The sequence below is a fragment of the Microbacterium sp. PAMC21962 genome, from assembly GCF_019443465.1.
Lineage (GTDB): Bacteria > Actinomycetota > Actinomycetes > Actinomycetales > Microbacteriaceae > Microbacterium > Microbacterium hominis.
Window position 1 is genome coordinate 1,990,187 of record NZ_CP080381.1, and the last position, 20,207, is coordinate 2,010,393.

The window sequence follows — 20,207 nt, forward strand, 5'->3', positions numbered from 1 at the left end:
ATGACGAACCCCACCGCCGCCGCGCTCATCGCGCGCAGCAACCGCCTGGGCTCCGACCCGAAGAACACCAACTACGCCGGCGGGAACACGTCGGCCAAGGGCGAGGACATCGACCCCGTCACCGGCGCGCCGGTCGAGCTGCTGTGGGTCAAGGGCTCGGGCGGCGACCTGGGGACCCTCGCGCCCGAGGGCCTGGCCGTGCTGCGGCGGGACCGTCTGCGCGCGCTGGTCGACATCTATCCCGGAGTCGACCGCGAAGACGAGATGGTGGCCGCCTTCGACTACTGCCTCCACGGCAAGGGCGGCGCGGCGCCGTCGATCGACACCGCGATGCACGCCCTCGTGGATGCCGCACACGTCGACCATCTGCACCCCGACTCGGGCATCGCGATCGCGACGGCGGCCGACGGGCCCGAGCTGACGCGGACGATCTTCGGCGACCGCGTCGTCTGGGTGCCCTGGCGGCGCCCCGGCTTCCAGCTCGGACTCGACATCGCGGCGATCGCCGCAGAGAACCCGCAGGCGATCGGCACGATCCTCGGCGGGCACGGCATCACGGCGTGGGGCGACACCTCCGACGATGCCGAGCGCAACTCGTCGTGGATCATCGACACCGCGGCCGCCTACCTGGCCGAGCACGGCGGCCCCGCGCCGTTCGGGGCCGTCCGTGAGGGATTCGACGCGCTCCCCGCCGCCGAGCGGCGCGCCCGGGCGGCGGCGCTGGCCCCCACGATCCGCGGGCTCGTCTCCACCGATCGCCCCCTGCTCGGACACTTCACCGATTCCCCGGTCGTGCTCGACTTCCTGGCCTCGCAGAAGGCGCCCGCCCTGGCGGCGCTCGGCACGAGCTGCCCCGACCACTTCCTGCGCACCAAGGTGAAGCCGCTGCTGCTCGACCTGCCCGCGACGGCGTCGGTCGACCAGCAGCTGGCCCGACTGCGGGAGCTGCACGCCCAGTACCGCGCCGACTACCGCGACTACTACGAGAGGCACGCGACGGCCGACAGCCCGGCGATGCGCGGCGCCGATCCCCTGATCGTGCTCGTGCCGGGCGTCGGCATGTTCTCCTACGGCGCCGACAAGCAGACCGCGCGCGTGGCGGGCGAGTTCTACGTCAACGCGATCAACGTCATGCGCGGAGCGGAGGCGGTCTCGACGTACACGCCGATCTCGGATGCGGAGAAGTTCCGCATCGAGTACTGGGCGCTCGAGGAGGCGAAACTGCAGCGCCGCCCCGCGCCGAAGAGCCACCAGGGCCGCATCGCGCTCGTGACCGGCGCCGCGAGCGGCATCGGCAAGGCCACCGCGGCCCGCCTCGCCGCGGCCGGCGCCTGCGTCGTGGTGGCCGACCTCGACCTCGAGAAGGCCCGAGCGGCCGCCGCCGAGCTCGGGGGCGGCGACGTCGCGGTCGGGGTCGCCGTGAACGTGGCCGACGGCGAGGCCGTGCGGGCCGCCGTGGCCGACGCCGTGCTCGCGTTCGGGGGCCTGGACCTCGTCGTCAACAACGCGGGACTGTCGCTGTCGAAGCCGCTGCTGGAGACGACGGAGGCCGATTGGGACCTCCAGCACGACGTCATGGCGAAGGGCTCGTTCCTGGTGTCGCAGGCCGCGGCATCCGTGCTCATCGCCCAGGGCCTCGGCGGCGACATCGTCTACATCTCGTCGAAGAACAGCGTCTTCGCGGGCCCCAACAACGTCGCGTACTCGGCGACGAAGGCCGATCAGGCCCATCAGGTGCGCCTGCTCGCGGTCGAGCTGGGCGCGCACGGCGTGCGGGTCAACGGCATCAACCCCGACGGCGTGGTGCGCGGCTCGGGGATCTTCGCCTCGGGGTGGGGCGCGAACCGCGCCGCGACCTACGGCGTGAAGGAGGAGGAGCTCGGGCAGTTCTACGCCGCCCGCACGATCCTCGGTCGCGAGGTCGTCCCCGAGAACGTCGCCGACGCCGTCGCGGTGCTGACCGGGCCCGACCTCAGCCGCACCACGGGACTGCACATCCCGGTCGACTCCGGCGTCGCCGCCGCGTTCCTGCGATGACCGCGGCGGTCGCGGCCGTCGACCTGGGCGCGACGAGCGGCCGCGTCATCCTCGGGCACGTCGGCCGGGGCACGCTGGAGACCACGACGATCGCGCGCTTCGAGAATGCCCCGCTGCGCCTGGGTGACGGCCTGCACGGCGACATCCCCGGCCTGTACGCCGCGGCGCTGCGGGGCCTGCGCGACGCGTTCCGCGCCGAGCCCGCGATCGCGAGCATCGGCGTCGACTCCTGGGCCGTCGACTACGGGCTGCTGCGGGACGGGCGCCTGCTCGGCCTCCCGTTCCACTATCGCGACGCGCGCACGGAGCGCGGCGTCGGGAGCGCGCACGCCCGCGTGCCATACCCCGAGCTGTTCGCCCGCAACGGCCTGCAGTTCCTGCCCTTCACGACGCTGTACCAGCTCGCCGCCGAGCCGCCCGAGGTGCTCGCGATCGCCGACACGGCGCTGCTCGTCCCCGACCTGATCGCGTACTGGCTCACCGGCCGGGCCCGGGCCGAGCTCACCAACGCGTCCACGACGGGGCTGCTGAACGCGCGCACCCGCCGCTGGGACGACGAGCTCGCCGCGCGGCTCGGCGTGCCGCGGTCGCTGCTTCCCGAGCTGATCGCGCCCGGCGAGCGGGTCGGCGCGCTCCTGCCGCACGTCGCGGCGGCGCTGGGCGGGACGGCCCCGGTCACGGCGGTCGGCTCGCACGACACGGCCTCCGCCGTGGTGGCCGTGCCGATGCGGGCGGACGCGGCCGCCTACATCTCCTGCGGAACGTGGGGCCTGGTCGGCGTCGAGGTGGAGCATCCGGTGCTGGACGACGCCGTCGCGGCCGCGCACGTCACCAACGAGGGCGGGGTCGACGGGCGGGTGCGTCTGCTGCACAACGTGATGGGCCTGTGGATCCTGACGGAGGCGGTGCGCGGCTGGTCCTCCGACGGCGCCGGCGCCGACCTGTCGGAGCTGCTCGCGGCGGCCGCGCTCGTCCCGGCATCCGCCGTGCCCGTGTTCGACGTCGACGATCCGCGCTTCCTGCCGCCCGGCGACATGACGGCCCGCATCGACGCCTGGTGCACCGAGCACGACGTCGCGCCGCCGCGCTCCCGCGCCGCCTATGTGCGGGCGATCGTGGAGTCGCTCGCCCAGGCCTTCGCCGACGCCGTCGTCACGACGAGCCGGCTGGGGGGTGTCGCCGTGCGCACGATCCACCTCGTGGGCGGTGGGGCCCGCAACGAGCTGCTCTGCCAGCGCACCGCAGACCGCTCCGGGATGCCGGTGCTCGCGGGCCCCGTCGAGGCGACCGCGCTGGGCAACGTGCTGGTGCAGGCACGCGCCGCGGGCGTCGTCAGCGGCTCGCTCGACGCGCTGCGCGACCTGGTCGCGCAGACGCACGCACCGCGTCGCTACCTGCCGCAGACGTGATCGCGGGGCGCGTCGTCAGTGCAGCGACGCGTCGGCGTCGGTGCGCGTCCACTCGGCGAACACGACCTCGAGCCCGGCGCGCATCGGCGCACACACGAACGGGCCGGCCTGGGCGGCGAGCTCGCCCGCGAACGGCGCGACGCGCACGAGACGCAGCGGCTCGGTGTCGATGCCGGCGCGCACCGTCAGCGCGTCGGCTCCGCGGCTGACCCGCACGCGGAGTCGGCGGCCCGCCCACTCCGGCACCGCGCCGACCGACCAGTCGGACATGACGTCGGTGACGACCGCGCCCACGCCGAGCACCCCGTCCGCGTTCTCGACGCCGGCCTTCATCCACCGCTCGTCGTCGGCGCGCACGAACAGGCCCGCCTGATCGAACTGCGCCGTGAAGTCGGCGATGAAGACGACCTCCATCGCCGTGCCGACCTCGAACGGGGCCAGCAGCGCGTGCTCGGTGTCGTGGATGAAGCCGTAGGCCGTGCGGCGCCAGGCGTCGCTGCCCTCGACCGCGACGACGGCCAGCCCGTCCTCGCGCACCACCGCCGCCGCGGGCGGTGTGGTCCAGGTGCCGGCGCTCCAGTCGATGCGTTCGCTCATGCGTCCATCCTTCCGTGCGCGCCGGCGAGCGCGGGCTCCTGCGCCGGGATGCTGCGCGTCTCGACACCGCGGGGCGCCACGCGCAGCGCACCGAGCTCGGGATCGTCCACGACGACCTCGTCGTCGGTGCGGTTGACGACGAAGACATGGCGACGCGCGGCGTCGACGCGGACGATGACCTCGAGTCGGCCGTCGGCGGCGAGGGGGTCACCGGCCAGCGCGCCGATGTCGCCCGCGAGGCGCTCCAGCACCGCGCGCGCCCCGTCACGGCCGGTGTCGGCGGAGACGTATGTGGCCGACCCGGCGCCGACGCGGCGACGCGTGACCGCCGGCATCCCGGCCAGATCGCCCGCGGCGTAGGTGTCGAGCACCTCGACATCGTCGGCGACGTGGCTGATCCGCTCGCTCCAGTGCGTCGCGACGGCCCCGGAGGCCAGTCGCGCCGTCTCGTCGGCCAGAAGCGGGACGAACTCCTCGACGGTGACGCCGAGCACCTCCCGCAGCGCCCCGGGGTAGCCGCCGAGCCACACCCGGTCGTGCTCGTCGACGATGCCGGAGAAGGCGGTGGTCACGAGGTGGCGCCCGCTTCGCACCACGTGCTCGAGCCGTGTCCGCAGGGCGTCGGGCACGACGTGCAGCATCGGGGCGACGACGATGTCGTAGCCGTCGAGGGACGCCGCGACGGGGACGACGTCGGCGCGGACGCCGAGATCGAGCAGCGCCCGGTACCAGGCGAGGGTCTCGTCGTCGTAGCGCAGCGCGTCGGAGGGGTGGGAGTCGCGGCCGCTGACCCACCAGGACTCGTAGTCGAAGACCAGCGCGACGCGCGCGCGCTCGCGGTGCGAGCCCGTGACGGCGCCGAGCTCCCCCAGTCGCGCGCCGAGGGCGGCGACGTCGCGGAACACGCGGCTGTGCTCGCCGGCGTGCGGCACCATCCCCGAGTGGAAGCGCTCGCCTCCGGCGCGCGACTGGCGCCACTGGAAGAAGCAGACGGCATCCGCGCCGTGCCCGACGTGGGTGAGGGCGTCGCGCATCAGCTCCCCCGGGCGCTTCGGCGGGTTCACCTCGCGCCAGTTGACGGCGCTGGGGGCGTGCTCCATGAGGAACCAGGGGCGTCCCTCGGCGATGTTGCCCGTGAGGTTGGCCCAGAAGGAGACGTCGTCGCGGCCCAGCTCACCCGGGCGCAGGTAGTGGTCGTTCGAGATGAAGTCGACGTCGCCCGCCCACGTCGGGTAGTCGATGTCGCGGACGTTCTGGGCGACCATGAAGTTGGTCGTGAAGGGGATGTCGGGGGTGAGCTCGGCCAGCACGGCGGCCTCCGCCCGCAGGTGGTCGCGCACGGCGCCCGAGGAGAAGCGCTCGAAGTCGAGGCGCTGGCCGGGGTTGCGGTGGGTGGGCGCCGTGCGCGGCGGCAGGATCTGCTCCCACTCCGTGTAGTGCTGCGACCAGAAGGCGGTGCCCCACGCCTCGTTGAGGGCGTCGAGGGTGCCGTACCGGTCGCGCAGCCAGGTGCGGAAGGCGGCCGCGGCGTCGTCGGAGTAGTCGTAGAGGTTGTGGCAGCCGAGCTCGTTGGAGATGTGCCACGCGACGATCGCGGGATGGTCGCGATAGCGCTCGGCGAGCGCCCGCACGAGTCGCAGCGCGTGCGTGCGGAAGACGGGCGAGGTCGGCCGCCAGTGCTGCCGGGCGCCGGGCCACAGCACGGTGCCGTCCTCGGTCTGGGGCAGGATCTCGGGGTGACGCTGCGAGAGCCACGCGGGCGGGGATGCCGTGGCGGTGGCGAGGTCGACGTCGATCCCGTTCTCGTGGAGCAGGTCGATGACCTCGTCGAGCCAGCCGAAGTCGAACTCGCCGGGACGCGGCTCCAGCAGCGCCCACGAGAAGATCGCGAGAGAGACGATGTTCACGCCGGCCTCGCGCATGAGGCGCATGTCCTCCGCCCAGACGTCGCGCGACCACTGCTCGGGGTTGTAGTCCGCGCCGTAGCGCATGCGTCCTGCCCCCACTGCTCCGTCTCGAACCCAGCGATACTCCCGCGCGTGCGTTGCCATGTCGGCATCCTATAACGAATATCGTGCACATGCACGGTTTTTTCGGAGAGCCGCGCGGTACGCTCTGATGCCATGGCCACCTCGTCGCCCGCTCGCCGCGGGCCGTACGCGAAGTCGGCGGAGCGGCGGTCCGAGATCATCGCGTCGGCGACCGCCATCTTCAGCGCGCACGGCTACCGCGGCGGGTCGCTGCGGCAGATCGCCGCCGAGCTCGGCCTCAGCCTCACCACGGTGATGCACCACTTCCCCACCAAGGTCTCACTGCTGGCCGCGGTGCTCGAGCAGGAGGACGCCGCCGACGCCGACTTCCCCGAGCGTGCACGGCGCGACGGCCTGCTCCCGGCCGTGCTCGGCGTCGTCCGGCGCAACCTCGGCCGCCGCGAGCTCGTGCGCATGTTCTCGATCGTCTCCGCCGAGGCGACCTACCCGGGGCACGAGGCGCACGAGTGGCTCCAGCGCCGCTACGCGTCCGTCATCACGGACTACGCCGGGCTGATCGCCCACGACCGCGCCCGCGGGCGGATCGCGCCGATCCACGACGACGACACGGCCCTGGCGGGCCTCATCGTCACGGGATGGGAGGGGATCCAGATCCGCTGGCTCGCCGACGACGCCGATCCCGTCGCCGCGATGGAGCTCCTGCTGACCTCGCTCCTGCGCCCGCGCACGGCATAATGGGACAGGCGTGCCGCCAGGCGCGTCGACACCCAGGATCGAGGTCCCATGCCCTACCGCAATCAAGCGACGGTCGAAGCATGGGTGCGCGAGTACCTCGCGGGCCACCCGGCGGCCGAGTCGTCGATCTCCGTCCTCGAGAAGGACTACACCCCCGGCCCCGATTCGGGCCTCGTCGTCGTCGCCCTGAGCAACGCCTCCACCGTCACCTACATCCAGCCCGTCGTCCACGACGAGGGCCCGCGATGGGTGGTCACGTTCGAGGCGCGGGCCGACAGCTTCGACCTGGATGCCGCGGGCGTCGCACGCCTGTCCGCCGATCTCGCCGCCGTCGCCGAGCTGTGCGGCTTCCTGCAGGAGCGCACCGAGAAGGCCATCGCCGAGACCGCGAGCGCCTCCTAGCGCCGGCCGGCCGGCGCGCTCACACCAGCGGTGTCGTGAGCACCGCGGTCGCGAGGGCGCCCAGCGCCACCACCCCGCTGATCGCGGCGGCGGTCTGCCACAGCGCCTGCGCGCGGGGCGACGGCTCGGGTGACGGGAGCAGGGGGCGCGCCTCGTGGGCGCCGCCGACGGCGCGCTGCGCCTCCCCGAGCGACGCGTAGCGCCCGACGGGGGTGGAGCGGAAGTCGAACCCCACGAAGTGACCGTCGGGCGTGCACTCGACGCATCCGACGTAGTCACCGACGCGGGAGGCGACGTAGAAGCCGTCGCTGACGGCCGCCCAGGTCACGCGGCCGGTGGGCGCCGACGCGAGGGCGAGCACGCTCATGCGACGGCCGCCAGTTCGGCACGCGAGGGCACGGCCTCGGCGGCCAGCTCGACGACGATGCCCGCCGCGGAGGCGGCGGCCTGGGCCAGCTCGTTGACGCGCGCCGGCTCGAGGCGGATCGGCTCCGCCGCATCGAACTCGAAGCGCAGCGGGATGGCGCAGTGCACCCAGAGGGCGCTGCGGCCACGCGTCGGCGACGAGAAGGTGAGGCTGAAGCCCTCGGAACGACGCAGCTTCGTCATCGCCACCATCCTCAGGTGAGCCAGGTCGGTGTCGTCGACCTCGATCGCGTCGCTGGTGTTGCCGTAGTACAAGCGTCCCATCGTGACTCCCTCATTCGGTGCGCGTCGGGCTCGGCCTCGCCGCAGCGGTGGATCTGTCGTGAAGTAGGTTATTCCGTGAATAAGTAGTTAGTCAAGCGAGATATATCATGAGCTATATTGGTGTCACCGAACCCTTTACGGGCGCCGACTCTGAGTGGAGGTGAGTGCGGTGACGACCACACACACATCCGGCACGACCGATGTCCTGGATGCGCTCGCGCGCTTCCGGGCCGCGGACGCGCAGATGCATCAGCGCGTCCGGGCCAACGCCGCACTGGGCGAGAACGAACTGCGCATCCTTCAGTACGTCCTCGCCTGCGACCGCGACGGCCTGGACGTCAAACCGAGCGAGATCTCCCGCCACCTCGGCATCAGCTCGGCATCCACGACCGCCTTGCTGGACCGCCTGGAGCGCCTCGGCAGCGTGCAGCGCGTGAACCACCCCACCGACCGCCGCAGCATCCTCATCGCGCCGACCGAGCGGGCCGCGGCGGAGGTCGCCGACCTCGTCGACGCCTTCGAGAACCGCGTGGCCGCGGCCATCCGCAGGCTCGACCCGTCGGGGCGGGCCGCCGTGCTGAGCTTCCTGGACGCCGCGACCGGCGCCGCCGACGAGATCGCCGGATCGGTCGTCTCGCGCGACTACGCGTCGATGTGATCCACGGCCACGCGCATCGCATCCAGGAACCGGATGACGGTGTCGCGCTGGTCCTCGTCCATCTCGCGAACGACCGCCATCATGCGCTCGTGCATCGCCGACAGGGTGTGACGCACCTCGAGGTCTGACTTCTCGCTCGACGCGATCAGCACACTGCGCCGGTCCCCCGGGTTCGGCGTGCGCGTGATGTGCCCCGACCTCTCCAGGCGATCCAGCAGCGCCGTCGTGGATGCCGAGGTGATGCCGAGATATCTGCTCAGCGTCACGGGGGTCACCGGCTCGCCCCGCAGTCGCGCCCGGGCGAGGAAGCGCAGGACGAGCAGCTCGTTCTCGCCCATGTCCATCGACTGCTGCGTCCGTCGACGCATCGCGACCTCGGCCGCCCGGTAGGAGCGCATGGCCTCCATGACCGACGTCGACCGCGCATCGTCGTCCACGTACCAGTAGGACGCGGGCTGATCGGGCGTCGTGCTCATCGCATCATTGTGCCCCACGCGCGCCGCGCCGTCCCAGAACGGCGCCGACGGTGGACATTCGGCGGCGCAGGCGCTATGTTCCTGATCGGGTTACTGATTGATAACCGAAATGAGGATGCCGTGTCGACGACGACCACGGACGGGTATCGCGCCCTCGTCGCGGAGCTGCGGGCGAAGCGGGAGGCCGCGGCCCTCGGCGGCCCCGAACCGTCGCGGCGCCGGCACACCGCGCGCGGCAAGCTGCTGGCGCGCGACCGGATCGATCTGCTGCTCGACCGCGGCAGCCCCTTCCTCGAGCTCGCCCCTCTCGCCGCCGACGGCCTCTACGACGGCGAGGCGCCCGCGGCCGGGGTCGTCGCGGGGATCGGGCTCGTGCACGGTCGGCACGTCATGGTCGTCGCCAACGACGCGACCGTCAAGGGCGGCACGTACTACCCGATGACCGTGAAGAAGCACCTGCGCGCGCAGGAGGTCGCCGCGGAGAACCGCCTGCCGTGCATCTGCCTCGTCGACTCGGGCGGCGCCTTCCTCCCCCTCCAGGACGAGGTGTTCCCCGACCGCGACCACTTCGGACGCATCTTCTACAACCAGGCCCGGATGTCGCGGGACGGCATCGCGCAGATCGCGGCCGTCCTGGGCTCCTCGACCGCCGGCGGCGCGTACGTCCCGGCGATGAGCGATCAGACCGTGATCGTCCGCGATCAGGGGACGATCTTCCTCGGCGGCCCGCCGCTCGTGAAGGCCGCGACCGGCGAGGTGGTCAGCGCCGAAGAGCTGGGCGGCGGCGTCACGCACTCGCGCATCTCCGGCGTCACCGACCACCTGGCCGCCGACGACGCGGACGCGCTGCGCATCGTCCGCGAGATCGTCGCGACGGTGCCCGAGCCGGCACCGCTGCCGTATCGGCTCGGGCCCGCGGACCCGCCGCTGCACGACCCGGACTCGCTGTACGACGTCGTCCCGGTCGAACTGACCACGCCCTACGACGCCCGCGAGATCATCGTCCGCCTCGTCGACGGCAGTCGCTTCAGCGAGTTCAAGCGCGAGTACGGCGAGACGCTCGTCACCGGCTTCGCGCACCTCCACGGCCACCCCGTCGGCATCGTCGCGAACAACGGCGTGCTCTTCGGCGAGTCGGCGCTCAAGGGCGCGCACTTCGTCGAGCTGTGCGACCAGCGCGGCATCCCGCTGCTGTTCCTGCAGAACATCACGGGCTTCATGGTCGGCCGCGAGTACGAGCACGGCGGCATCGCGAAGCACGGCGCGAAGATGGTCAACGCCGTTGCGTGCGCGCGGGTGCCCAAGCTCACGGTCGTCGTGGGCGGCTCGTTCGGCGCCGGCACCTACTCGATGTGCGGGCGCGCCTACTCGCCCCGGTTCCTCTGGCTCTGGCCCGGCGCGCGGGTGTCGGTCATGGGCGGGCCGCAGGCGGCGTCCGTCCTGTCCACGGTGCGCGGCGAGCAGCTCGACGCCGCCGGCACCCCCTGGACCACCGCCGAGAAGGAGGCGTTCGAGGCGCCGATCCGTGCGCAGTACGAGCACCAGGGCAGCCCCTACTACTCCACCGCGCGTCTCTGGGACGACGGGGTGATCGAGCCCGCGCAGACCCGCGACGTGCTGGGGCTCGCCCTCGACGTCGTCGCCCGCGCCCCGATGCCCGACGCCGGCTACGGCGTCTTCCGGATGTGATCGCATGAGCGCCCTCCGCACCGTCCTCATCGCCAACCGCGGCGAGATCGCCGTCCGCATCATCCGGACACTGCGCACGCTCGGCATCCGCTCGGTCGCCGTCTACAGCGACGCCGACGCCGACGCGCTCCACGTGCGCCTGGCCGACGAGGCGGTGCGGCTGGGGCCCGCCGCCGCCGCGCAGAGCTACCTGTCGATCGAACGCGTGGTGGATGCCGCGCTCGCCACCGGTGCCGAGGCGATCCATCCGGGGTTCGGCTTCCTCGCCGAGAACGCCGCCTTCGCACGGGCCTGCGCCGACGCGGGCCTCGTCTTCATCGGCCCGTCGCCCGAGGCGATCGAGGTCATGGGCGACAAGATCTCCGCCAAACGCACCGTCGCCGCGCGCGGCGTGCCCACCGTCCCCGGCATCGCCCGCGCCGGCCTCACCGACGCGGAGCTGATCGCGGGGGCGGCGGAGGTCGGCTTCCCGGTGCTGATCAAGCCGTCCGCGGGCGGCGGCGGCAAGGGCATGCACGTCGTCACGGAGGCCGCGGGGCTTCCAGCCGCGGTCGCCGCCGCCCGCCGGGAGGCCGCGGCATCCTTCGGCGACGACACGCTGTTCCTGGAGCGCTACGTCACCGCACCGCGCCACATCGAGGTGCAGATCCTCGCCGATGCGCACGGCACGGTGGTGCACCTCGGCGAGCGCGAGTGCTCGCTGCAACGGCGCCACCAGAAGGTCGTCGAGGAGGCGCCCTCCCCTCTGCTCGACGCCGCGACCCGCGCGCGCATCGGCGCGGCCGCGTGCGAGACGGCGAGGAGCGTCGGCTACGTCGGAGCGGGCACGGTCGAGTTCATCGTGCCGGGCGACCGGCCCGACACGTTCTTCTTCATGGAGATGAACACCCGTCTGCAGGTGGAGCATCCCGTCACCGAGATGGTCACGGGCCGTGACCTCGTCGAGCTGCAGCTGCGGATCGCCGCCGGGGAGCCGCTGCCGTTCGCCCAGGAGGACGTGCGCCTGGACGGTCACGCGATCGAGGCGCGCGTCTACGCGGAGGACCCGCGCGCCGGGTTCCTGCCCACCGGCGGTCCGGTCACGCGCGTCGTCCACCCGTCGGGGGCCGGGGTGCGGGTCGACACGGCACTCGAGGACGGCCTCGTCGTCTCGACCGACTACGACCCGATGCTGGCGAAGCTCATCGCGTGGGGCCCCGACCGGGAGGAGGCGCGCCGGCGCCTCGTGCGCGCGATCGACGGGACGGCGATCTTCGGCTTCGAGACGAACCTCACGTTCCTCCGCCTGCTGCTGGAGCGCCCCGAGGTGGTCTCCGGCGCGCTCGACACCGGCCTGATCGCCCGCGTCTTCGACGAGCTGCCCTTCCCCGACGTCACGGAGCGCACCTTCGCGGAGGCGGCGCTCGTGATGCACGCGGCGTCGGCGACCCGGGCCCCCGACGCGACCGTGAGCGGCCCCTGGAGCCGCGCCGACGGCTGGCGTCTCGGCGCGGCGGCGGCCCCGAGCGTGTACGACCTCGTGTCCGCCGACGCCGACGCCCGCGTGCGGGTGTGGTCCACGCCGCTGCGCGTCGCCGTCGGCGATACGGCGCCGGTCGCGGCATCCGTGCGGCGGCATGGCGCGGACGGCGGGTCGGCCACGGTCGTCATCGACGGTCGCGGCCGCACCTTCCCGGTCGCCGCCGCCCCCGCGGGGCTGTGGCTGCGCAGCGACGCCGGAGCCGTCCTCGTCTCCGAGCGCACGATCGACGGCGCCGCGGACGACCGCGCGGACGCGTCGCCGACGATCGCCTCCCCCCTGCCGGGGACCGTCGTGATGGTGGCCGCGCACGACGGCGCGCGGGTGCGCGCGGGAGAGCCGGTCGTCGCCGTGGAAGCGATGAAGATGGAGCACGTGCTGCGGGCCGGCGTCGACGGCATCCTCCGCCTGCGTGTCGCGGTCGGCGACCAGGTGGTGCGCGGCGGCGTGGTCGCCGCGATCGAGCCCGCGGACGAGGATGGGCACGAGGACGAGGACGAGGAGGGGACGACGTGAGCGAGGTCATCCGGCAGCGGGGACTGTACTTCGAGGAGTTCGTCGAGGGGGCGCTCTACGTGCACGCCCCGGGGCGCACCGTGACGGAGACCGACAACGTGCTGTTCACGACGCTCACCATGAACACGCAGTCGCTGCACCTGGATGCCGCGTGGGCGGCCGGCACGGAGTTCGGCGAGCGGCTCGTCAACAGCATGTTCACGCTCTCGACGATGGTCGGCCTCTCGGTCGCGCAGCTGACCCAGGGCACGATCGTGGCGAACCTGGGATTCGGGGAGGTGCGCTTCCCGGCTCCCGTGCGTCACGGTGACACGCTGTACGCCGAGACGCTCGTCGTCGGCACGCGGCGGTCCGCCTCACGTCCCGGTCAGGGCGTCGTCGAGCTCGCCCACACGATGCGCAACCAGCGCGGCGAGGTCGTGGCGACCGCGACCCGCAGCGTGCTCATGCGGTGCGCACCGACCGAGGAGGGGTGAGCTCAGGCCTCGTCCCGCAGCGCACGCCGCGCCATCCCGGCGAGGATCCGTGCCGCGTCGTCCCCGCTCGCCCCCGCACTGTGCGGCGTCGAGTTGAGCAGGCCGAAGACGCCGAGCAGGCGGGTCTCGCGTTCGGGCGCGCTCAGGGCCGGCGCGGCGGTGGCGAGCACGACGTCCCACTCGGCGACGTACGCGCGCTGCAGCCGCCGCACCCGGTGGTTGGTGTCGGAGTCGAGACCGGCGAGCTCGCGATCCTGGATGCGGATGATGTCGGGCGCCGCCGTCGCGAAGCCGATGTGGAACGCGATGAGCTCGTCGAGCACGGCTCCCGCGGCGACGGCGTCGGACGGACCTGCGCCCGCGACGATCTCGCGGCCGCCCTGCAGCAGCCGCTCGCTGGCGTCGACCAGGAGCTCGGCGAGGATCGCGTCCTTGCTCGGGAAGTGCTTGTACAGCGCCGGGCCGCTCATCCCCACCGCCTCGCCGATCTCGACGGTGGTGACGGCGGCGAAGCCGCGACGGGCGAACAGCGCCGCCGCCTCCACGAGCAGTCGCGCGCGCCGGTCGGCCTTCTGCGAGCTGCGCCAGGTGGTCACGGTGCCAGCGTACCGACGCCGCTCACTGGTGCGCCCCGAACCGGTGGTCCGGGTCGAGACGCTCGCCGAGGACGGCCGTGATCCGCGCCAGGTGGGCGAGATCGTCCGCGGAGAGCGCGTCGACCACGAGCGAGCGGGCCGTCGCGATGTGGCCGGGGGTGGCCCGGATGAGCTCCCGGCGCCCCGCGCCGGTCAGGGTCACCCGGCTCACCCGACGGTCGGTGGGGCACCCGCTCTTGAGCACGAGACCCCGCGTCTGCAGGCGCGAGCACACATGGGACAGCCGCGACAGCGTGGCGTTGGTCGCCTCGGCGACCTCGCTCATGGTGGCCGTGGCCTCCGGCATGCGCCGGAGGAAGGTCATCACCCCGAACTCGTAGTGCGTCAGGGCGGAGTCGCGCTGCAGCTGCGAGTCGAGCGCGCTGGGCAGCAGGTCGCACACGCGGATGAGCCCCAGCCAGGCCTCTGCTTCGGCGGTGGTCATGCGCGGAACGGGATACACCATGATCCTCAGGCCGCGGGGACGTCGATCGTGTGACCGGTGTGGTCCCGCTTGGCACGCAGGTAGCGCGCGTTCGCGTCCGTCAGGTGCACGCCGGTGGCCACGGCATCCGCCACCTCGACGCCGAGCGCGCGCAGTTGCGCGACCTTGTCGGGGTTGTTCGTGAGCAGACGCAGCCGGTGGATGCCGACGGCGTGCAGCATCTGCGCCGCGGCGCTGTAGTCGCGCTCGTCCTCGCCGTGCCCGAGCGCCGTGTTGGCCTCGTAGGTGTCGAGCCCCTCGTCCTGCAGCGCGTAGGCGTCGAGCTTCGCGTACAGCCCGATGCCTCGTCCCTCCTGCCGGAGGTAGAGGAGCGCTCCGCCGTCCTCGGAGAGCCGCTCGACGGCCTCGCGCAGCTGCGGTCCGCAGTCGCACCGCTCGGATCCGAAGACGTCGCCCGTGAGGCACTCGCTGTGCAGACGGACCAGCGGTGCGCTCTCCCGCGCGCGGGGCCTTCGCCCCTCGAAGCTCAGCAGCAGGTGCTCGGCGCCGTCCACCAGGGCGTGGAAGGTGTGCACGCGCGCCGTCGTCTCGTACCCATCGGAGAAGCGCAGCGGCACCGTCACCGCGGTGCGGACGGTCGCCGCCGGCAGCCCGCCGGCCGTGAGCGCCATCAGGCGCTCCCCTCGGGAAGCACGGTCAGCAGCGTCCCCCACGGATCGCGCAGGCGCACCCCGGCGCCGTCGTCCTGCACCGCGATGCCCGCGTGCCGCGCACGATCGGCGAGCGCGAGCACGTCGTCGCGCTCCGGCATCCGCAGCCGCACGTCGCCGAGTCCGAGCGACACGGCCCGCGGTCCGGCGCCCGCACTGTGCCACGTGTTCAGTCCGATGTGGTGGTGGTAGCCGCCCGCCGAGAGGAACAGCGCGGAGCCCACGTCGATCGACACGTCGAAGCCGAGCGTGTCGACGTAGAAGCGCCGGGCGGTGGGGATGTCGCCGACCTGCAGGTGGACGTGGCCGACGGTGGCCTCGTCGGCGGTCGTGCGGGCCGGGTCGAAGTGCTCGCGGAGGAAGGCGTTGGGGTCGATCGCGGTGTTGCGCGGCATCCATCCGGCGGGCTTGTCCTGCCAGACCTCGGTGGGCAGATCCCAGTACAGCTCGATGCCGTTGCCCTCGGGGTCGTGGAAGTAGAACGCGTTGCTGAAGGTGTGGTCGGTCGCGCCCTCGAAGGTGCCGCCGGCGCGGCGCGCCATCGACATCACGGCCGCCGACAGCGCCGCGCGATCGGGGAACGCGATCGCCGTGTGGTACAGGCCCGCACCGTGGCGGTCGAACGGCGGGAGCTCGGGGGCGTGCGTGAGCGCGACGATCGGGATGCCGTCACGGCCGAGGGTCGCCTGCGCGCCGGACTGGTCGAGGATCTCGAGCGAGACGGCATCGCGGTAGAACGCGGTCTGCGCGTCGAGGTCGCCCACGAGCAGCTCGACGGTGTCCATCCGCGTGGCGTCGGCGGCGGCACCCGCGGTGTGCACCGGCGCGGGCCGCCAGTCGAGGGTCGCGGCCCTCATGCCGGCGCCCCGCCACCGACGACGGACAAGGAGACGATGAGCACGAGCGGTCCTTTCGGTGGGCCGTCGGCGACTCCGAGCGGCGATGGTTGATGCAACAACAAAGTGCGATCCGCATTCCCCGCGCCGTGAATCCGTGAAATTTGCACTGTCGCCCCAAGAGTGCAAACATGCACTCTGTGACTGAGAGTGCAAACGGATCCCGCGGGAGACGCATCGCCGAGACAGCGGCCGCGCTGCGCACCGCCGCACGACGGCTGACCGCCGCGCACGGACTCAACGGGTTCACGATCGACCAGCTGTGCGCCGACGTCGGGGTCTCACGCCGGACGTTCTTCAACTACTTCGCATCGAAGGAGAACGCCGTGCTCGGGCTCACGCTGCGCGCGCATCTCGAGGAGCTCGACGAGCGGTTCGTGCACGGCGACGGCGACCTGCTCGACGACTACCTGCACCTGCACGCCGCCCGCTGGGCGCTGATGGGCCACACCCGGACGGAGGCCGAGGAGGTCGGGCGCCTGCTCGCGGACGAGCCGCGCCTGCACGCCCAGCTGATGTCGATCATGGCGGATGCCGAGGTCAACGACATCGCGCTGGTGCGCAGCCGCCCCGACGCGCCGACCGACCCGCTCGTCGTCGACATGCTCGTGCGGATGATCAATCCGCTCCTGCGGTCCGCGATCGCGGCGTTCTTCGACGAGGAGCACCCCGACTTCCTCACCCTCCTGCGCCGCCGCGCCGACGCGGGCCGCGCCGCCCTCTCCCCGACCTCGCCGAAGGAATGACCATGTCCGCCGCCGCCTCGCCGTCCGCCTCCCCCCTGCTGCTCACCCCGCGGCGCGTCTGGATCATCTTCGGCGCGCTCATCGCCGGGATGCTCCTGTCGAGTCTGGACCAGACGATCGTCTCGACGGCCATGCCCACGATCGTCGGCCAGCTGGGCGGAGTCCAGCACCAGGTGTGGATCACCACCGCCTACCTGCTCGCGACCACGATCGTCATGCCCGTCTACGGCAAGTTCGGCGACGTGCTCGGCCGGCGCCGCCTGTTCCTCATCGCGATCGCGCTGTTCACCCTGGCCTCGGTCGGCTGCGCGCTGGCGAGCGACTTCTGGATGTTCGTGTTCTTCCGCGCCGTGCAGGGGCTGGGCGGCGGCGGCCTGATGATCCTGTCGCAGGCGATCATCGCCGACATCGTCCCCGCCTCGGAGCGCGGCAAGTACCTCGGCCCGCTCGGCGCCGTCTTCGGCCTCTCCGCGATCGCCGGCCCCCTGCTGGGCGGGTTCTTCGTGGACCACCTGACCTGGCAGTGGGCGTTCTACATCAACATCCCCGTCGGCATCGCGGCGTTCGTCATCGCCCTGTTCGCGCTGACGCTGCCCGACAAGCGCGCGACCCGCCGGATCGACGTCCTCGGCATCGTGCTGCTGTCGATCGCGACGACCTGCCTCATCTTCTTCACCGACTTCGGCGGCGACACCGACTTCGGCTGGACCTCGCCCGCCACCTGGGCGTGGGGTCTGGGGCTGCTCATCGCGGCGGGCGGCTTCGTCCTCGTCGAGTCCCGCGCCGAGGACCCCATCATCCCGCTCCACCTGTTCCGCAACCCGGTGTTCCTCAACGCGACGGCGATCGGACTGACGCTCGGCATCGGGATGTTCGCGGCGATCGGGTTCGTGCCCACGTTCCTGCAGATGTCCTCCGGCACCTCGGCGGCCGAGTCGGGGCTGCTGATGGTGCCCATGATGGCGGGACTGATGGGCACCTCCATCGCCTCCGGCATCCTCATCAGCCGTTCGGGGCGCTACCGGATCTTCCCGATCGTGGGCACGCTGGTGACGGGCGCGTCGATGATCGCGATGACGACGCTCACCGCCGCGACGCCGATCTGGCTCATCTGCGTCTTCCTGTTCTTCTTCGGCGCGGGCCTGGGCCTGATCATCCAGGTCGTGGTCCTGGTCGTGCAGAACGCGGTGCCCGCCGCCGAGGTCGGCACCGCCACCAGCACCAACAACTACTTCCGCGAGGTGGGCGCCGCCCTCGGCACCGCGGTGTTCGGCACCCTCTTCACGACGCGGCTCACCGACAACCTCCGGGACGTCTTCTCCTCCGCGGGGGCCAGCGCGTCGGAGTCGGCGGCGGCCACCGCGAACCTCGACCCGCAGACGCTCGCGACCCTTCCCCCGGAGGTGCGCGACGGGATCGTGAACGCCTACGCGGACGCGCTGGCGCCGGTGTTCTGGTACCTCGTCCCCTTCATCGCCCTCGCCTTCGTGCTGGCGCTCACGCTGAAGCAGATCCCCCTCTCCGACGTCGCCGGCCTCGTCGCGCGCGGCGAGGCGATCGGCGGCGCCGAGGCCGAGGAGCGGGAGCGGAAGCAGCGCGCCGCCGCCGGCACCGGCGCCCCGGCGACCGGTGACGATCAGGACCCGGGCGCGACCAGTCCGCTCTCGTAGGCGGCGATGACCAGCTGGGCGCGGTCGTGCGCGCCCAGCTTGGTCATCACGCGCTTGAGGTGGGTCTTGGCGGTGTGCGGCGAGATGAACAGCTCGGCCGCGATCGCATCGTTGGAGCGGCCGCGGGCCACGAGCACGAGGATCTCCCGCTCGCGGTCGGTCAGCGGCGCGAGCGAGCGGGGCGCCGCGACCGGGGCCGTCGAGCGCACGAATCTGCCGATGAGCGCGCGGGTGGCGGCCGGCGAGAGCAGCTCGTCGCCGGCGTGGACCGCGCGGACGGCGCGGCCGATCTCCTCCGGCTCGGCGCCTTTGCCCACGAAGCCGCTCGCTCCCGCGCGCAGCGCCGCGACGACGTACTCGTCCTCCTCGAACGTGGTGAGGATGAGCACGCGCGTGTCGGCGAGGGCGGGGTCGCGGCAGATCAGGGTGGTCGCCTCGATGCCGTCCATGCGCGGCATCCGGATGTCCATGACCACCACATCCGGTCGTCGGCGGCGCACCTCCTCGACGGCGCTCTCGCCGTCCGTCGCCTCCGCGACCACCGTGATGTCCGGCTCGCCGTCGAGGAGGTCGCGCACGGCGGTGCGGATGAGCGCCTGATCGTCGACCACGACCACGGCGATCACGAGGCGACCACCGCATCGATCGGCAGCCGCGCCGCGAGCCGGAAGCCGCCCGGCGCGCGCCCCGACTCGAGCCGGCCCCGCACGGACCCCACGCGCTCCTTCAGCCCCAGCAGGCCGAACCCGGATGCCGGGCCCGACTCGACCGGCAGGCTGCGGTCGACGGGGTTCGTGACCACGACCTCGAGCGCGTCGTCCTCGAGCCGCAGGAGGACGTGCGCCCGCGCGCCGGCCCCGTGCTTGAGCGCATTGGTGAGCCCCTCCTGGATGACCCGGTACGCGACGATGTCGACCGCCAGCGGAAGCGGGGTGTCGGCGAGGTCGCCGCGTTCGTCGCGCAGCACCACGTCGAGACCGGCGACCCGCACCGACTCCACGAGCTCCGGCAGCCGGGCCAGCCCCGGCTGCTCCCGCAGCGCGGTCGTCTCATCCGCGCGCAGCACGCTGAGCATGCCGCCGATCTGGCTGAGCACGTCGCGGGACGCCGTGCGGATCGTCGAGAGCGCCTCCCGCGCCCGCTCCGGGCGGGAGTCGAGCGCCGCCGAGGCCACCCCTGCATTGAGGCTGATCACGGAGATCTGGTGGGCGACCGCGTCGTGCAGATCGCGCGCGATGCGCAGCCGCTCCTCCGTGACGCGCCGACGGGCCTCGGCGTCGCGGGTCTGCTCCGCGCGGCGGGCGCGGTCGACGACGGCCGTCAGGTACGCGCGGCGCGAGCGGACCCCGTCGCCGACCGCGGCCGCGAGCGCCAGGGCGAGCCCGATCTGCAGGAACCGCGTGTCGGCTCTCGTCGCGACGGTGACCCCGATGCCCACGCCCACCACGACGGCGACCACGATCGCGGCCGCTGCGACGGCGGTGCGACGGGAGGTGTCGCGGGCGACGATGAACATCGCCACCAGCGCCGCGAGCGCCGCCCCGGGAGAGTTCGTGCCGCACACCAGCGCGGCGACGTAGGCGGCCGCGCAGAGCGCGAGCGTCACCACCGGCCAGCGCCGCCGCAGCAGCAGCGCCGGGGCGGGCAGGAGGACGAGGACGAGGACGAGCGGAGTCGACGGCCGCAGCTCGGCCATCGGCAGGGGGAGCAGGGCGGGGAGGAGGACGAGCACGACCAGGACGACGTCCGCCGCCCACGCCGGGCCCACGGGGTGCGGCGGCGGGAAGGTGTCGTCCGGTGAGCTCACGACTCCAGTCTGACGCCCCGGGCACCGCAACGGATCGCCCCGGCGAGGGATCCCGGCATCCCCCGCCTGGGGTACGCATCTGCCGCAGCGACGGGATGCCGCC

At 72.8% G+C, this 20,207-nt stretch carries 21 protein-coding genes; 10 read left to right on the plus strand and 11 right to left on the minus strand.

Annotated elements, in window-relative coordinates:
* Both KY498_RS09580 and KY498_RS09585 read left to right on the plus strand, forming a co-directional pair.
* The gene (locus KY498_RS09580; protein WP_191009515.1) at positions 1 to 2,037 is read left to right on the plus strand and encodes a bifunctional aldolase/short-chain dehydrogenase; all 2,037 of its coding nucleotides are present in this window, start codon (positions 1 to 3) and stop codon (positions 2,035 to 2,037) included.
* Entirely contained in the window at positions 2,034 to 3,446 is a 1,413-nt protein-coding gene (locus KY498_RS09585; protein ID WP_191009514.1) for a rhamnulokinase family protein, read from the plus strand. Before KY498_RS09580 ends, KY498_RS09585 begins: the two co-directional genes overlap by 4 nt.
* A gap of 15 nt (positions 3,447 to 3,461) precedes the next feature.
* Here the strand turns inward: KY498_RS09585 and KY498_RS09590 are convergent, their stop codons facing one another.
* Positions 3,462 to 4,043: a DUF1349 domain-containing protein gene (locus KY498_RS09590; RefSeq protein ID WP_191009513.1), complete on the minus strand. Its 582-nt coding sequence runs from the start codon at positions 4,041 to 4,043 to the stop codon at positions 3,462 to 3,464.
* Positions 4,040 to 6,094 carry a beta-galactosidase gene (locus tag KY498_RS09595; protein WP_191009512.1) on the minus strand — a complete coding sequence of 685 codons (2,055 nt, stop codon included), beginning with the start codon at positions 6,092 to 6,094 and terminating at the stop codon, positions 4,040 to 4,042. Before KY498_RS09595 ends, KY498_RS09590 begins: the two co-directional genes overlap by 4 nt.
* 72 nt (positions 6,095 to 6,166) lie before the next feature.
* On the opposite strand from KY498_RS09595, the gene KY498_RS09600 reads away from it, so the two are divergent.
* Positions 6,167 to 6,769: a TetR/AcrR family transcriptional regulator gene (locus tag KY498_RS09600; protein WP_191009511.1), complete on the plus strand. Its 603-nt coding sequence runs from the start codon at positions 6,167 to 6,169 to the stop codon at positions 6,767 to 6,769.
* Positions 6,770 to 6,817: 48 nt separating this feature from the next.
* Positions 6,818 to 7,171, plus strand: coding sequence for a protein-L-isoaspartate carboxylmethyltransferase (locus KY498_RS09605; RefSeq protein ID WP_191009510.1), 354 nt, complete (start codon positions 6,818 to 6,820; stop codon positions 7,169 to 7,171).
* Between the two features lie 19 nt (positions 7,172 to 7,190).
* Here the strand turns inward: KY498_RS09605 and KY498_RS09610 are convergent, their stop codons facing one another.
* Together KY498_RS09610 and KY498_RS09615 are read right to left on the minus strand one after the other, a co-directional pair.
* Positions 7,191 to 7,538, minus strand: coding sequence for a hypothetical protein (locus tag KY498_RS09610; RefSeq protein ID WP_061782474.1), 348 nt, complete (start codon positions 7,536 to 7,538; stop codon positions 7,191 to 7,193).
* Positions 7,535 to 7,861, minus strand: a complete 327-nt coding sequence (locus KY498_RS09615) for a hypothetical protein (protein WP_061782473.1) — start codon at positions 7,859 to 7,861, stop codon at positions 7,535 to 7,537. The genes KY498_RS09610 and KY498_RS09615 overlap by 4 nt, the downstream gene beginning before the upstream one ends.
* A 169-nt stretch (positions 7,862 to 8,030) precedes the next feature.
* On the opposite strand from KY498_RS09615, the gene KY498_RS09620 reads away from it, so the two are divergent.
* The gene (locus KY498_RS09620; RefSeq protein WP_060959942.1) at positions 8,031 to 8,519 is read left to right on the plus strand and encodes a MarR family winged helix-turn-helix transcriptional regulator; all 489 of its coding nucleotides are present in this window, start codon (positions 8,031 to 8,033) and stop codon (positions 8,517 to 8,519) included.
* On the opposite strand, the gene KY498_RS09625 is transcribed toward KY498_RS09620, so the two are convergent.
* A complete protein-coding gene (locus KY498_RS09625) occupies positions 8,504 to 8,995 on the minus strand; it encodes a MarR family winged helix-turn-helix transcriptional regulator (protein ID WP_101305475.1) in 492 nt (163 codons plus the stop codon). The two genes, KY498_RS09620 and KY498_RS09625, sit on opposite strands and share 16 nt — an antisense overlap.
* Positions 8,996 to 9,070: 75 nt before the next feature.
* Between KY498_RS09625 and KY498_RS09630 the strand changes: the two genes are divergently transcribed.
* From KY498_RS09630 to KY498_RS09640, 3 genes are read left to right on the plus strand one after another with little or no spacing between them, the layout of a single operon-like run.
* Complete coding sequence (locus KY498_RS09630; protein ID WP_060959944.1) at positions 9,071 to 10,684, plus strand: carboxyl transferase domain-containing protein; 1,614 nt, start codon at positions 9,071 to 9,073, stop codon at positions 10,682 to 10,684.
* Between the two features lie 4 nt (positions 10,685 to 10,688).
* On the plus strand, positions 10,689 to 12,719 hold the full coding sequence (locus KY498_RS09635; protein ID WP_191009509.1) for a biotin carboxylase N-terminal domain-containing protein: 2,031 nt from the start codon (positions 10,689 to 10,691) through the stop codon (positions 12,717 to 12,719).
* Complete coding sequence (locus KY498_RS09640) at positions 12,716 to 13,195, plus strand: MaoC family dehydratase (protein WP_191009508.1); 480 nt, start codon at positions 12,716 to 12,718, stop codon at positions 13,193 to 13,195. Before KY498_RS09635 ends, KY498_RS09640 begins: the two co-directional genes overlap by 4 nt.
* Before the next feature lie 2 nt (positions 13,196 to 13,197).
* Here the strand turns inward: KY498_RS09640 and KY498_RS09645 are convergent, their stop codons facing one another.
* The 4 genes from KY498_RS09645 to KY498_RS09660 are packed head-to-tail and all read right to left on the minus strand — an operon-like array spanning position 13,198 to position 15,842.
* Positions 13,198 to 13,791, minus strand: coding sequence for a TetR/AcrR family transcriptional regulator (locus KY498_RS09645; RefSeq protein WP_191009507.1), 594 nt, complete (start codon positions 13,789 to 13,791; stop codon positions 13,198 to 13,200).
* A 22-nt stretch (positions 13,792 to 13,813) separates the two neighbouring features.
* Positions 13,814 to 14,275, minus strand: a complete 462-nt coding sequence (locus tag KY498_RS09650; protein ID WP_223848815.1) for a MarR family winged helix-turn-helix transcriptional regulator — start codon at positions 14,273 to 14,275, stop codon at positions 13,814 to 13,816.
* Between the two features lie 26 nt (positions 14,276 to 14,301).
* The gene (gene ribA / locus KY498_RS09655; protein WP_060959949.1) at positions 14,302 to 14,946 is read right to left on the minus strand and encodes a GTP cyclohydrolase II; all 645 of its coding nucleotides are present in this window, start codon (positions 14,944 to 14,946) and stop codon (positions 14,302 to 14,304) included.
* The gene (locus KY498_RS09660; protein ID WP_191009506.1) at positions 14,946 to 15,842 is read right to left on the minus strand and encodes a VOC family protein; all 897 of its coding nucleotides are present in this window, start codon (positions 15,840 to 15,842) and stop codon (positions 14,946 to 14,948) included. Before KY498_RS09660 ends, ribA begins: the two co-directional genes overlap by 1 nt.
* A gap of 179 nt (positions 15,843 to 16,021) precedes the next feature.
* On the opposite strand from KY498_RS09660, the gene KY498_RS09665 reads away from it, so the two are divergent.
* Both KY498_RS09665 and KY498_RS09670 read left to right on the plus strand, forming a co-directional pair.
* Positions 16,022 to 16,627 (plus strand): TetR/AcrR family transcriptional regulator, encoded by a 606-nt coding sequence (locus tag KY498_RS09665; protein WP_061782471.1) that lies wholly within the window; start codon positions 16,022 to 16,024, stop codon positions 16,625 to 16,627.
* A gap of 2 nt (positions 16,628 to 16,629) precedes the next feature.
* Positions 16,630 to 18,297 carry an MDR family MFS transporter gene (locus KY498_RS09670; RefSeq protein ID WP_191009505.1) on the plus strand — a complete coding sequence of 556 codons (1,668 nt, stop codon included), beginning with the start codon at positions 16,630 to 16,632 and terminating at the stop codon, positions 18,295 to 18,297.
* Here KY498_RS09670 and KY498_RS09675 read toward each other — a convergent pair.
* Both KY498_RS09675 and KY498_RS09680 read right to left on the minus strand, forming a co-directional pair.
* Positions 18,264 to 18,923, minus strand: a complete 660-nt coding sequence (locus KY498_RS09675; RefSeq protein WP_060959952.1) for a response regulator transcription factor — start codon at positions 18,921 to 18,923, stop codon at positions 18,264 to 18,266. The genes KY498_RS09670 and KY498_RS09675 overlap by 34 nt on opposite strands.
* Positions 18,920 to 20,104 carry a sensor histidine kinase gene (locus KY498_RS09680; protein ID WP_223848814.1) on the minus strand — a complete coding sequence of 395 codons (1,185 nt, stop codon included), beginning with the start codon at positions 20,102 to 20,104 and terminating at the stop codon, positions 18,920 to 18,922. The genes KY498_RS09675 and KY498_RS09680 overlap by 4 nt, the downstream gene beginning before the upstream one ends.
* Between the last annotated feature and the right edge of the window lie 103 nt (positions 20,105 to 20,207).